This is a genomic window from Actinomadura verrucosospora (assembly GCF_039540335.1).
GTDB classification, from domain to species: Bacteria; Actinomycetota; Actinomycetes; order Streptosporangiales; family Streptosporangiaceae; genus Spirillospora; species Spirillospora verrucosospora.
In genome coordinates, this window is record NZ_BAABEV010000015.1 from 121,524 (window position 1) to 134,427 (window position 12,904).

A 12,904-nucleotide genomic window follows, 5' to 3' on the forward strand; every position below is an offset into this window, starting at 1 on the left:
GATGGGTAGAACGTGTTCTTGTGTTTTGCCGGAGGAGCTAGGAGGCTGGGGCGCATGGATCTGGTTGCGCTGGAAGAGATTCGGCGGCTCAAGTACCGGTACCTGCGGTGCGTCGACCTCAAGCTGTGGGACGAGTTCGCCGGGGTGTTCACCGAGGACGCGGTGGCGGAGTACGACACGCCGGTGCTGGGCGTGACGCTCAGGCTGGAGGGGCGGGACGCGATCGTCGAGTACATGCGGTCCAACCTCGGGCCGGACAAGATCAGCACTCACACGGCCGGCTGCCCGGAGATCGACCTCGACGGGGACCGGGCGACCGGGATCTGGTCGCTGGACGACACGATCATCCTCCCGGGGGACCGGCTGCTCATCCGGGGCGCCGCCTTCTACCACGACGTCTACCGGCGGGACGGCGGCGCATGGCGGGTCGAGAAGACCGGGCACCGGCGGACCTACGAGTACATGGTGTCGCTGGACGACGCGCCGAGCCTGAAGTTCACGACCTCCCATTGAGCGGGACCCGGCCTTTGCCCGCTGCTTAGAACGCGTTCTAGTCTCCCTCCCGCCAGAGCACGGCCTCGCGCCCGCGACCCGAGGAGAGCCCGGTGGCCACCGATCCAGCCGAAGGCAGCACCGACCGCCCGGACGCCGCGACGCGCTCGTTCGCCGACGCGGTCGTGGAGGCGGAGCGGATCATCCGCGCCGCGCCGCACGTCAAGACCGACCAGGACCTGGCCGAGGGCCTCGACTACCTGGCCGGCAGCATCAAGGCGTCACTGCACATGGTGGGCGCCTACCAGCGGGACTATCCGTTCTTCGCGTCGTCGACCGGGCCGTACACCAAGCTCGGGCTCGACAATCCCGACACGCTGTACTTCCACGCCTACATCCGGGACGACGCCGAATACGTCGTGACCGGGCGCCGGGGGACGACCGCCGACCTCAGTTTCCAGGTCATGAACGGCGACTACTCGCCGGCCAAGTCGCCCGACAGTCTCACCGCCTTCGACGACCGCGAGCTGGACATCGCCGAGGACGGGACGTTCCGGCTGCGATTCGGCCCTCCGAGGGAGGACGCCGGGCCCGGCTACGTCGCGCTCGCCCCCGGCTCCGCGATGCTCATCGTGCGGGAGGTCTTCAGCGACTGGGAGAACGAGAGGCCGGGCGAGATCCGCATCCACCGGGCCGACACGCTCGGGACCTCCCCGCTGCCGGTCCCGTCCGACCGGATGGCCCGGCGGTACGAGATCGCGGGCAAGATGCTGGTGTCGCGGATCCGTACCTTCCTGGCCTTCCCGGAATGGCACTACCTGCAGTTGCCGGTCAACACGCTGACCGAGCCGCGGCCCACGCCCGGCGGCCTGGCGACGCAGTTCTCGTCCGTCGGCCACTACGACCTGGACGACGACGAGGTGATGGTCGTCACCTGCCCTGCCGCCGCTCGTGAGGTGGCGCCCTACCAGGGCTTCCAGCTCGGCAGCATGTGGTACGTCTCGCTCGACTACATCAACCACCAGACGAGCCTCACCGCGGACCAGGCCCGCGTGGACGAGGACGGCATGATCCGGTACGTCGTCAGCGAGCGCGATCCGGGGCTCGCCAACTGGATCGAGCGGACCGGGCACCGCCGCGGCTACCTGCAGTTCCGCTGGCAGAGGCTCGCCCGCGACCTCACACCCGAGGACGGGCCGCGCGTCGAGGTCGTCCCCTTCGCGGACCTCCCGCGCGCCCTGCCCTTCCACGAGAGCCAGCGCGTCGGGAGGCGGGAGTGGGCGGAGCGGATCGCCGCCCGCCAGACCGCCGTGGCGAAGAGGATGCTGGGCTGATGGGCGCCGGACTGCTGGAGGGCAAGGTCGTCGTCGTCTCCGGCGTGGGCCCGGGGCTCGGCCGGGGGCTCGCGCTCCAGTGCGCGAGGGCCGGGGCCGACGTCGTGCTCGCCGCGCGCAACGAGGAGCGGCTCGCCGAGGTCGCCAAGGAGGTCGAGGACCTCGGGCGGCGGACCGCGACCGTCCCGACCGACATCCGGGACGCGGCGGCCTGCGAGCGGCTGGCCGCGACCGCGCGGGAGGCGTTCGGCCGGGTGGACGGCCTGGTCAACAACGCCTTCGCCACCCCGCCGCTGACCGACCTGACGAAGGTCGACCTCGACGCGGTGCGGGCGGGCTTCGAGACCAACGTCCTCGCCGCGCTCCACCTGACCCGGCTGTTCGTCCCGGCGCTGGAGGACTCCCGCGGCTCCGTCGTCGTGATCAACTCGGCGGTGCTGCGGCACTCCCGCCGGACGTTCGGCGCCTACAAGATGGCCAAGGCGGCGCTGCTGGCGATGGCGCAGAACCTGGCCACCGAGCTCGGGCCGCGCGGGATCCGCGTCAACACGATCGCGCCCGGCTACATCTGGGCGCCCAACCTCAAGTGGTACTTCCACCACCTCGCGGAGAAGCGCGGCGTGACGGCGCAGCAGGTCTACGACGAGAACGCCGCGACGACCGACCTGCGCAAGCTGCCCGAGCCCGACGAGGTCGCCGACGCCGCCGTGTTCATGCTGTCGCCGCTGGCCCGCGCCGTCACCGGCCAGTGCCTGGACGTCAACTCCGGCGAGTGGCACCACTAGGAAGGGACGGACCGATGACGAACGGTCGCGACAGCGTGGGGACCGTCGAGGACCTGCACGCCTCGGCCGCCAGGATCACCGGCTCGGACGACTTCGGCGGCGACGAGTACCTCGACGGGCTGAAGGTGCTGCTGGAGTCGCTGGCCGGGGAGGCCGGGCTCACCCCGCTCGGCAACAGGGCGCAGCGCGCGATGCTGCGCGGCGCCCTGGTCGCCCGGCAGTACTCCGAGGCGGCCTGGCGGCGGCACCCCGGCCACGCGGACGTCCCCGTCGAACGGCCGATCTTCGTGACCGGCCTGCCCCGCACCGGGACCACGGCACTGCACCGGCTCCTCACCGCCGACCCCGCGCACCAGGGCCTCGACCTGTGGCTGGCCGAGGTGCCGCAGCCGCGTCCGCCGCGCGAGACCTGGGCCGGCGACCCGGTCTTCCAGGCGATCGACGCCGGGTACCGGCGGCACCACGTGGAGAACCCCGAGTTCATGGGCGTCCACTACATCTCGGCGGACTCCGTCGAGGAGTGCTGGCAGCTGCTCCGCCAGAGCATGCTGTCGATCTCGTTCGAGTGCCTGGCGCACCTCCCGGGCTACTCGTCCTGGCTCGCCGGGCAGGACTGGACGGACGCCTACCGCAGGCACCGGCGCAACCTCCAGCTCATCGGCCTGAACGACCCCGGACGGCGCTGGGTGCTGAAGAACCCCAGCCACCTGTTCGCGCTGGACGCGCTGCTGGAGGTCTATCCCGACGCGCTGATCGTCCAGACGCACCGCACGCCGCGCACCGCGATGGCGTCGATGTGCAGCCTGGCCGCGCACGCCACCGCCGGATGGTCGGACGTGTTCACCGGCCCCGTGATCGGCCGCGACCAGCTCGACCTGTGGGGCCGGGGCCTCGACCTGTTCCGCGCCGAACGGGCGCGCCACGACCCCGCGCGGTTCGCGGACGTCCACTACGACGACTTCGTCCGCGACCCGATCGGCACGGTCGAGTCCGTCTACGCGCGGTTCGGGCTGCCGTTCACCGGCGACGCCCGCGCCGCCATGACGAGGCTCCACGGCGAGAGCTCCACCGGCGCCGCGAAACCCGCCCACCGGTACTCGCTCGCGGACTTCGGCCTCACCCCGGAGCAGGTCGACGAGCGCTTCGCCGACTACGCCGCCGGACTCCGGTGATCCGCCGACCCGCTGACGGCACGGCTTCTCCACGCCTCAGCGGGTCGGCTCGGGCGCGCGTCGCGGAACCGGCGGCGCCGGAAGGGGCCGGGCCGTCCGGTCGGGTCCGGGCAGGAACAGGGCGGCGACCGCACCTGCCAGCGACAGCGCGCCCGTGAGGGTGAGGGCGGGCCCGAAGCCGTCGGAGAAGGTCCCCGCGGTCCCGTAGCCGCCCTCGGCGGTGAACACCGCGGCGGCGACCGCCACGCCCAGCACCGCGGCGAGCTGCCGCAGGGCGTTGAACACGCCGGACGCCTTGCCGATCTCCCGCGCGGCGACGGAGTTGATGACCGCGGTCTGCGCGGCGGGCATCGCCATGCTGATCCCGGCCCCCGCGACGACCATGGGCGCGATCAGCTCCGGATAGGCGGTCGAGGGCCCGGCGGTGAGGCCGATCCACCCCATCCCGATCGCCTGCAGGGTCAGTCCGGCCGCGGTGAGGGGACGGGCCCCGACCCGGTTCACCAGCGCCCCCGCGGCAGGCGCGATCACGGTCACGGTCGCCGTCCACGGGACGAGCTGGAGCCCGGCGGCCATCGGCCCGGCCCCGAGGACGGTCTGGAGGAACTGGGCCATGAAGAACAGCGAGCCGTACAGCGCCGCGTACATGAGGAGCCCGGCGGCGTTCCCCGCGGAGAAGCCGCGCGAGCGCAGCAGCCGCATCGGCACCATCGGCTCGCGGGTGCGCAGCTCCCAGGCGACGAAGGCGGCGAGCAGCAGGACCCCGGCCGCCAGCGCGCCGTCCACCTCGGCGGCGTCCCAGCCCGAGCCGTCCGCGCGGACCAGGCCCCAGACCAGGCCGAGCGCGCCGCCCGTCACCAGCAGGACGCCGCCGAGGTCGAAGGAGGCCCCGCCGCCGCGGCTCTCAGGGACGTACCGGAGCACCAGCGGGATGACCGCCAGCCCGATCGGCACGTTGAGCCAGAAGATCCATTGCCAGGCGAGCCCCTCGGTGACGATCCCGCCCACCACGGGCCCGGCCACCACCGCCAGGCCGGTGACCCCGGCGAAGGCGCCGAGGGCCCGGGCGCGCCGCTCGGGCGGGACGCCATGGCTCAGCAGCGCCATCGCCAGCGGCATCACCAGCGCGGACCCGCACCCCTGGACGGCGCGGGCGGCGATCAGCCAGCCGATGCCGGGGGCCGCCGCGCAGGCCGCCGAGGCCGCCGTGAACAGGCCGAGCCCGCTCACGAACATCCGCCTGCGCCCGAACCGGTCGCCCAGCGCGGCGCCGGTCATCAGCAGGACGGCGAAACTGAGGCCGTAGGCGTTCACGGTCCATTCGAGCTGTTCCATGGTGGCGGACAGGTCGAGCCGGATCCTGGCCAGCGCGGTCGTCACCACCGTCGCGTCCAGCGCCACCATCAGCGACGCCGTCGCGGTCAGGCCGAGCAGCCCGCCGCTTGTCCTCTGCGCCATGCGCGTTCCCTCCAGGTGATCGGGCGAGCCGGCCGGTGGCTCGCCGTCGCCTGTACAAACCGCCCGCGCGGGCGGTACTCAGCGGCTGGAGGCCGACGAATCCGGCCCCGCTCTCCGGTCAGTACAGGGGGAGGTGCGTCCTATGAAGACCGATGAGAGAGATGCCGGTCCCGAGGAGTTCGGACGGTTGACGGATCCGTTCAGGCGGGAGCTGCTGGCCTACTGCTACCGGATGCTGGGTTCCGTCCACGACGCCGAGGACCTGGTCCAGGAGGTGTACCTGCGAGCGTGGCGAGCGTATGCGTCCTTCGACGGACGGGCGTCGCTGCGCACGTGGCTGTACCGGATCGCCACGAACGCCTGCCTGAACGCTCTGGAGCACAGCAGCCGGCGCGTGCTGCCTTCGGGCCTGGCCTCGCCGTCCGGCGACGTGCCGCCGCCCGGGTCGCGCGCCCCGGAGGTGCCCTGGCTGGAGCCCCTGCCCGACCGGCTCGTCGGCGGCGCCCCGGAGGACCCGGCGGCGGTCGTCGCCGAGCGGGCGAGCCTGCGGCTGGCGTTGATCGCCGCCTTGCAGTACCTGCCCGCCCGGCAGCGGGCCGTCCTGGTCCTGCGGGACGTGCTGGGCTGGTCCGCCGCGGAGGTCGCCGGAATGCTCGGGATGACCGGCGCGGGGGTCAACAGCACGCTGCTGCGCGCCCGGTCCCGCCTGGAGCGGCTGGTCCCCGCCGGCGACGAGATCGCCGAGCCGGACGAGCCGGCGCGCCGCGAGCTGCTCGACCGGTTCGCCAAGGCCTTCGAGACGGTCGACATCGCCGGGCTCACCCGGCTGCTCACCGAGCAGGCGGCCTGGGAGATGCCGCCCGTTCCGCACTGGTTCAGAGGCCGGGAGGCCATCGGCCGGCTGCTCGCCGCGCGGCTGCCCTCAGGCCGCGATCCCCACCTGCTCGTGCCCGTCCGCGCGAACGGCCAGCCGGCCTTCGGCGCGTACCTGCGCGGCGAGGACGGGATCCTGCACGCGCATTCCCTGATGGTGGTCACTCCCACCCGCTCCGGAATCGCCCGCATTTCGAGTTTTATGGCCCCTTCCCTTTTCGACGACTTCGGCCTTCCCCGGGTGCGCGAATGATCGCTTCCGCCGCGCCGCCGCTTTTACGGGGCGCGGCGGAAGGGTAGGTCACGAGGCGAACCGCAGGTGCTCCTTGGGGGACGAGCCCGATGACGAAAGCACTGCCGCCCACCAGCCGGAATCGCGCGAGCCTCGCGTACCGGCTGCGCTACGCCGCCCAGAATCCAGACAAGATCGGTACATATCTGTCACGCATGGCGCGCGACCTGAAATTCCGGGTCTCCAGCCGCGACCACGTCGCCTACTACCGGGCCGTCATGAGGGCCGACGCGGCCCGGAGCCCGGAGGCCGCCGTCGGAAGCCCCACCCGCGAACGCTGGCTCGCCCTCGGCCAGATGCAGTTCGACTACCTGCTCAGGCACGGCCTCAAGCCGGACGACCGGCTCCTGGAGATCGGCTGCGGCAACCTGCGCGCCGGCTGGCGGTTCATCGACTACCTCGACGCCGGCAACTACTACGGCATCGACATCTCGCCCGACATCCTGCTCGCCGCGCAGCACACCCTCGTCCGCAACGACCTCCGCGAGAAGCTGCCGCACCTGACGCTGGTCGGCGACCTGAAACTGCGGTTCCTGCCCTCGGAGCACTTCACGGTCGTCCACGCGCACAGCGTCTTCAGCCACTCGCCGCTGGAGGTCATCGACGAATGCCTCGCGAACGTGGGGCGCGTCCTCGCCCCCGGCGGCTTCTTCGACTTCACCTTCGACCGCACCGAGGGAACCGAGCACCACGTCCTGCGCGAGGACTTCTACTACCGCACCGAGACCCTGACCTCCCTGGCCGAGCGCCACGGCTTCACCGCACGCTTCATGGACGACTGGGAGGACCTCCCGCACGGCCAGTCCAAGATCCGCGTCACCCGGTGAGGCGGTCCGGGGGCCGCGGCTCCCGTCCCGTGGCACCGTGACCCGTCCTACACCCGCCACCTGCATCATCCGGGCGGGGGAGGGAAAGCAGAAGCGGTGTGGGATCCCCCCAGGCCTCCGTCGCCGAGCAACGCCCCCGGAGGCTCCGCACGGCCGATCTGAGGACCATGATTCTCTTCACCAACGCCAAGGCCGGCACGCATGACGCCCAGACCTTGGACCGGGTGGCCGCGCTGCTCAGGGACGCCGGACGGGACGTCACCGTCTGCCCGTGCGTCGCGCCCGACGACCTCGACGAGGCGCTGGACAGGGACCGCAAGGCGGTCGTCGTGGCCGCCGGCGGCGACGGCTCCATCAACCGCCTCGTCAGCACCCTGCACCGGCGCGGCGAGCTCGACCGGACGGTCGGGCTGCTGCCGATGGGCACCGGGAACGACCTCGCCCGCAACCTCGGCATCCCGCTCGACCCCGACGAGGCCGTCCGCCTCCTGCTGGACGGCGGGCACCGCGAGCTGGACATGGTCGTCGACGAGGACGGCCGCGTCACCCTCAACGCCGTGCACGTGGGCATCGGCGCCTCGGCCGCCGAGAGCGCCACGCGGTTCAAGCGCACGCTCAAGGTCGCGGCGTTCCCGCTCGGCGCGGTCATCGCGGGCCTGCGCCACTCCGGGTGGCGGCTGCGGGCCGAGGCGGACGGCGAACTCGTCGCCGAGGGCAAGTTCCTGATGGCCGCGCTCAGCAACGCGCCCGGCATCGCCGGCGGCTCCGCCCAGCTGGCCCTGGACGCGCATCCGGGTGACGGGAAGATGGAGCTGGTCGTCTCCGCCGCCACCGGGCCCTTCGCGCGGATCGCCTACGCCCTGCGCCTGCGCGACGGCAGCCACCGCCACCGGGACGACGTCCTGCACGTCACGGCCCGCAAGGTCACGATCAGCGGCGAGGAGTTCCGGAGCAACAGCGACGGCGAGGTGTCCGGTCCCTACACCAGCCGCACCTGGACCCTGCACCCCGGCGCCTGGCGGCTGATCGCCCCGCCCCGGCCCGCCTGAGGACGGGCCGCCGCCGGAACGTCAGGCGGTGCTCTCCTCGGGCTTCCGGACGGGGACGAGGGGATGCAGCTCGTGGGTGCCGGGCCGCACGACCGCGTACGAGCTTTCCGGAACCTCCGTCCACGCGCCCTCGAGAGCGTGGATCGGCTCGGACACGACGAACCGTGCGTCCGTCCCGAGCCGCTGGAGGACGTCCAGCCCCGGGTAGAGCGAGCGCAGCTCGGCGATGTCGGTGGAGTAGAAGAGCGACCTCGTGCGTCCCTGACTGGAGTAGCGGAACACCCAGATCGACTCGCCCTCGCTGGTGGCCACCGTCATCTGCAGCGGATCGGGCACTCCGTGGCGACGCCCGAGGTCCTCGACGAGGCCGATGGTGCGGGCGACGGCGCCCGGCGGGTCCTCCCGCAGGCCGAAGGTGAGGGCCAGGTAGAACAGGGCCTCGGAGTCGGTCGTGCCCTCGATCTCGGGGTAGAGCGAGGGATCGACCGCGAGCATGACGTCCCGCTTCAGCCGGGGGTAGTCGGCGATGGCCCCGTTGTGCATCCACAGCCACCGCCGGTACCGGAACGGGTGGCAGTTGCTGCGCTGCACCGCGGCGCCGGTCGAGGCCCTGACGTGGGCGAACAGCAGCGGGGTGCGGATCTCCCGGCTGATCTCGCGCAGGTTCGGGTCGTTCCAGGCGGGAAGGACGCTCTTGTACACGCCCGGGATCGGCCGGTCCCCGAACCAGCCGACGCCGAAGCCGTCCCCGTTCGTGGTCTCCGCCCCCAGCCGGGCGTGCAGGCTCTGGTTGATCAGGGAATGGGCCGGCCGGAAGAGCAGGGCCTCCGCCAGGGCCGGGTCCCCGGAGTAGGCCATCCACCTGCACATCGCCACCACCTCGCATCGACTCGCCGCCGCGGCGACCGGGAGCCCGCCCCGGGATTCGGCCAGGTACGAACCCCCCTTTACTTCCTCCCTACCCGATGAGACCCGCGCGCACCAGCGCGAACGGGGCCGGACGCGCGGCACCGCGGGCACGTGTCGTGCCCGCGGTGCGACGCGGTCGGAGAAGGAGCGGACGGTCAGAAGACGAAGCAGTCCGCGTACCGGGTCTCCCGGCTGAGCGCGGCGGGCACGAGACCGCCCGCGTTGCGGGTGACCTGGGCCGCCTCGGTCGAGTGCGGGGTGGTGCTCTGGCAGGACGTCGGCGAGCTGTGGCCGGACATCAGGTAGTCGCAGCGCCCGTTGCGGTTGTCGGGCAGGCCGAGGGCGTGACCGAGCTCGTGCGCGGCGATCCTCGGCGGGTAGAAGCCGTCGTTGACCGCCTCGCGCCCCATGTAGATGGTGGCGCGGCCGAAGCCGTTCATGTAGGTGCGGGGCCAGCCGTTGTCGGCGTACACCTTCACGGTGGCCTGCGCACCGGTCGCGGCCCTGAGCTGGATCGCCGGCACGGCCGCGTTCCACGCCGCGGCGCCCTGGTCGACGGCCGCCCTGAACTCCTGCGCGGCACTGGCGTCGTAGTAGATGGTGCGGACCGCGACCGGGGCCGCGGCCGACGCCGGCTCGACGGCGAGGGCGGGCACCAGGAAGGACAGTCCGAGCGTGACGGCCAGCGCCGCCATGATCCTGCGAAGTGACATGGGAGCTCCTCGGGGGTGGGGGCGGGGGGTCAGCGGCCGATCTGCTGGTTGATCCAGGACAGGTACGGCGCGATGCCGGTGTAGAGCGTGGTGGTGGCGCACTCGCCCAGGTTGTCGCCGGGGCCGTGGGTCTCGCCGACGAGCGTCCAGTCGCCGCGGGTGCCGACGACCGCCGGGCCGCCGGAGTCGCCGTGGCAGGCCGAGTGCGTCCGGTCGCCGGAGACGCACACGTCGTTGGCGGTGCCGCCGCCGGCCGCGCACCGGCTGCTGGGCAGGATCGTCAGGTCGATCTCCTGGAGGACGGTGGCGGTCCTGCAGCTCGGCCAGCTCATGCAGCCGAAGCCGAGCAGCCGCACGGGGGTGCCCGCGGCGGGGTTGGACTGCGCCATCTTCACCGGGGCGGACTGGGCGGGGGTGGAGAGGTGCATCAGCGTGAGGTCGGTGCCCGACCGGGTGGTGCGCCGGTCGATCTGGCGGACCTCGCCGCCGGAGTTCTTGTAGGTCGAGCCGATCCGGGCCTGCGACGCCGAGCCGCAGTGGTTCGCCGTGACGATCCACTGGGCCGCGACCAGGCTGCCGCCGCAGCCGTTGCTCAGCGACACCATCCAGGAATAGGTCTCGGTGGCGTTGTGGCCGCCGATGATCGGCACACCGCCCTCACCGGCGGGCTCGGCGGCGTTCGCGGACGTCACACCGCACATCGCGAGCGCGAAGGCGCACGCGACCAGCGTCGCCTTCAGCAGTTTGCGCATGACGGTTCTCCAATCGGGGGGTCGTGCCGCCGGGGCCGTCCTGCTCGCGCGCGGAGCGGGGGGCGCGGCCCGGAACGGCGGGTTCGCTGCTCGTCCTCGGCTCCGTCGCGGAGCACCGCCCGCCATTCTCGGCGGGCTTGCGGGAAAACGCGTTCGCGATAAAGATGACGGCGGCCGGCACGGGCCGGACCCGCATGCTCCTGCGCATGCGACGGCGAATTCGTCTTCTCGCGGGGACCACAGCTACGGGAGAGTAGCCGAGGAAAACGAGCTCCCTCCAGAAGGTGAAAAGCACTAGATGTTCAATGTGTATTTCGAGGGGCATAGAAACCCGCCGGTTCCAGCGCGTTCACCCGGCGTTCGCCGGGCGCGTCCGCCGGTAGCCGGAGGCCGGGCCAGGCCGGGTCGGGGCGGTCAAGCGCAGCTCTCGCAACGGTCGCGACGAATAAAAGAACAATTCTGAACATCACCCCTCAAAGCGGACCGTTTTCTTTGCCTTTTTGCCGCCTCGCTCCCCTTCCTTGACCCGCGTTTTGCTTTGCGCATGGGTAACTATTCACGACACGGAATACCGACTGCCGTGTGGTCGCCACAAGCCGTGGCGTTCCGTATTGGTCGGACAAGTCGCCCGCGCCCCATGCAACGAAAGGAGAAAAGGTGAACTACGGAGAAGAACTCCGACGCGAGATCAGGTCGGAAGGCACCACCCCGCTGATCGGGGTTTTCGACATGTTCTCCGCCTCCGTCGCCGCGCAGCACTACAACGGACTCTTCGTGTCCGGCTTCGGCTTCGCGGCGTCGCACTACGGCCTTCCCGACATCGGCTTCATCGCCTGGCCCGACATCGTCGCGTTCGTGCAGCGGCTGCGGCTCGCCTTCCCCGGGCGGCACCTGCTCGTGGACATCGACGACGGCTACGTGGACCCCGAGGTCGCCTGCCACGTGGTCGAGCAGCTGGAGCTGATCGGCGCGTCCGGTGTGATCCTCGAGGACCAGCAGCGGCCGCGGCGCTGCGGGCACGTGGACGGCAAGCGGATCCTGCCGCTGCAGGAGTACCTCGACAAGCTCGACATGGTGCTGCGGACCCGGCGCGACCTCGTGGTGGTCGCCCGCACCGACGCCGGCGAGGAGGACGAGGTGCTGGCCCGCGCCGAGGCGCTGGCGCGGACCGACGCGGACGTCGTCCTGGTCGACGGCGTCCGGAGCGTCGAGCAGATCCGCCGGGTCCGGACGGTGATCGGCGACAAGCCGCTGCTGTTCAACCAGATCGCGGGCGGGAGGTCGCCCCGCATCTCGCTGCCGGAGCTGACCGAGCTCGGGGTGGAGGTCGCGATCTACAGCACCCCGTGCCTGTTCGCCGCCCAGAGCGCCATGGAGGAGGCGATCGTCCGGCTCAAGCGCGACGACGGCCGCCTGCCCGAACCCACCGCGGGGAGCGTCGGCGTCCGGGAGTCGCTGGCCCTCCTCGAACGCAACATCAGCCGCAACCACCCCAGGCCGGAACTCGCCGCGATGTTCCCGGGCGGCGGCGCCTTCTCCCGGCCCGCCGCGGCCGGTCACAGCAGGAAGACGAGCATGGCGGCGACCACCACGTCGATCACGCCGCAGGCTTCGGCGTAGGAGCGGGAGACGACCTTGTCGAGCTTGAGGTGGACGGCGTCCCACACCCCGTGCAGGAACCAGCCGGCCGCGACGAGGTAGCGGCCGAGGTCGGGGTCGACCGCAAGGCTCGCGAACGCGAGGGCGCCGAACCCGACCATCCCGGCCGCCTGCGCTCCGAAGACGGCCCGCCCGTCCGGCGCCTCGGCGAACGCTTCCCAGACGAGCAGGACCAGCGCGGCGGCCGTGATGACGGCGGACAGCGGGACGACGTCCAGCATGCCGATCGCGGCCATGGCCACGACCATGGACCCGACGACGGGCCAGGACGCCCCGCGCCGGCCGATCCGGGCGAGGATCAGGTACTCCAGGGCCAGCAGGAGCAGCAGCTCGCCGAACCCGGAGACCGCCTCGTCCGGGTCGCCGAGGCCGCCGCCCCAGATGAGCGCCGCGGCGGCGAGGGCCGCCGCCGTGGGCCAGCGACGCATCAGCGCGTGACCCCGGCCATGGCGCGTGGCTTCCTGTGCTCGCACGGTGCTCCTCCTCGGGTGGGCGACGCCTCCACCCTCGGGCGGCGCGACGGTCCCGGGTAGTGGCGGACCACCACGTGCGCGGATGACATCTGTCATGCGGATACCGGACAAATGAC

Annotated in this window: 13 protein-coding genes; 8 read left to right on the plus strand and 5 right to left on the minus strand. The window is 72.1% G+C overall.

The window, feature by feature from the left end:
* The first annotated feature begins 54 nt into the window (after nt 1–54).
* The 4 genes from ABD944_RS18580 to ABD944_RS18595 all read left to right on the plus strand — a co-directional run bounded on the left by ABD944_RS18580 (nt 55) and on the right by ABD944_RS18595 (nt 3,783).
* Nucleotides 55–513: a nuclear transport factor 2 family protein gene (locus ABD944_RS18580; RefSeq protein WP_345178110.1), complete on the plus strand. Its 459-nt coding sequence runs from the start codon at nt 55–57 to the stop codon at nt 511–513.
* 92 nt (nt 514–605) lie between these two features.
* Nucleotides 606–1,826, plus strand: a complete 1,221-nt coding sequence (locus tag ABD944_RS18585) for a hypothetical protein (protein WP_345178111.1) — start codon at nt 606–608, stop codon at nt 1,824–1,826.
* Nucleotides 1,826–2,611, plus strand: coding sequence for an SDR family oxidoreductase (locus tag ABD944_RS18590; RefSeq protein WP_345178113.1), 786 nt, complete (start codon nt 1,826–1,828; stop codon nt 2,609–2,611). Before ABD944_RS18585 ends, ABD944_RS18590 begins: the two co-directional genes overlap by 1 nt.
* A 14-nt stretch (nt 2,612–2,625) precedes the next feature.
* Nucleotides 2,626–3,783, plus strand: a complete 1,158-nt coding sequence (locus ABD944_RS18595) for a sulfotransferase family protein (RefSeq protein ID WP_345178115.1) — start codon at nt 2,626–2,628, stop codon at nt 3,781–3,783.
* 36 nt (nt 3,784–3,819) lie between these two features.
* Here the strand turns inward: ABD944_RS18595 and ABD944_RS18600 are convergent, their stop codons facing one another.
* Nucleotides 3,820–5,241 (minus strand): DHA2 family efflux MFS transporter permease subunit, encoded by a 1,422-nt coding sequence (locus ABD944_RS18600; protein ID WP_345178118.1) that lies wholly within the window; start codon nt 5,239–5,241, stop codon nt 3,820–3,822.
* A gap of 142 nt (nt 5,242–5,383) precedes the next feature.
* On the opposite strand from ABD944_RS18600, the gene ABD944_RS18605 reads away from it, so the two are divergent.
* The 3 genes from ABD944_RS18605 to ABD944_RS18615 all read left to right on the plus strand — a co-directional run bounded on the left by ABD944_RS18605 (nt 5,384) and on the right by ABD944_RS18615 (nt 8,282).
* Nucleotides 5,384–6,367, plus strand: a complete 984-nt coding sequence (locus ABD944_RS18605; RefSeq protein ID WP_345178120.1) for a sigma-70 family RNA polymerase sigma factor — start codon at nt 5,384–5,386, stop codon at nt 6,365–6,367.
* An 89-nt stretch (nt 6,368–6,456) separates the two neighbouring features.
* A complete protein-coding gene (locus tag ABD944_RS18610; protein ID WP_345178122.1) occupies nt 6,457–7,233 on the plus strand; it encodes a class I SAM-dependent methyltransferase in 777 nt (258 codons plus the stop codon).
* A 167-nt stretch (nt 7,234–7,400) separates the two neighbouring features.
* Nucleotides 7,401–8,282: a diacylglycerol/lipid kinase family protein gene (locus ABD944_RS18615; RefSeq protein WP_345178124.1), complete on the plus strand. Its 882-nt coding sequence runs from the start codon at nt 7,401–7,403 to the stop codon at nt 8,280–8,282.
* Nucleotides 8,283–8,303: 21 nt separating this feature from the next.
* On the opposite strand, the gene ABD944_RS18620 is transcribed toward ABD944_RS18615, so the two are convergent.
* The 3 genes from ABD944_RS18620 to ABD944_RS18630 form a co-directional block, all read right to left on the minus strand.
* A complete protein-coding gene (locus tag ABD944_RS18620; protein ID WP_345178126.1) occupies nt 8,304–9,152 on the minus strand; it encodes a class II glutamine amidotransferase in 849 nt (282 codons plus the stop codon).
* 194 nt (nt 9,153–9,346) lie between these two features.
* Nucleotides 9,347–9,904: a snapalysin family zinc-dependent metalloprotease gene (locus tag ABD944_RS18625; protein WP_345178128.1), complete on the minus strand. Its 558-nt coding sequence runs from the start codon at nt 9,902–9,904 to the stop codon at nt 9,347–9,349.
* 29 nt (nt 9,905–9,933) lie between these two features.
* On the minus strand, nt 9,934–10,656 hold the full coding sequence (locus tag ABD944_RS18630) for a S1 family peptidase (protein ID WP_345178130.1): 723 nt from the start codon (nt 10,654–10,656) through the stop codon (nt 9,934–9,936).
* Between the two features lie 657 nt (nt 10,657–11,313).
* Between ABD944_RS18630 and ABD944_RS18635 the strand changes: the two genes are divergently transcribed.
* The gene (locus ABD944_RS18635) at nt 11,314–12,276 is read left to right on the plus strand and encodes an isocitrate lyase/PEP mutase family protein (protein ID WP_345178133.1); all 963 of its coding nucleotides are present in this window, start codon (nt 11,314–11,316) and stop codon (nt 12,274–12,276) included.
* Here ABD944_RS18635 and ABD944_RS18640 read toward each other — a convergent pair.
* Entirely contained in the window at nt 12,213–12,788 is a 576-nt protein-coding gene (locus ABD944_RS18640; protein ID WP_345178135.1) for a hypothetical protein, read from the minus strand. The genes ABD944_RS18635 and ABD944_RS18640 overlap by 64 nt on opposite strands.
* Between the last annotated feature and the right edge of the window lie 116 nt (nt 12,789–12,904).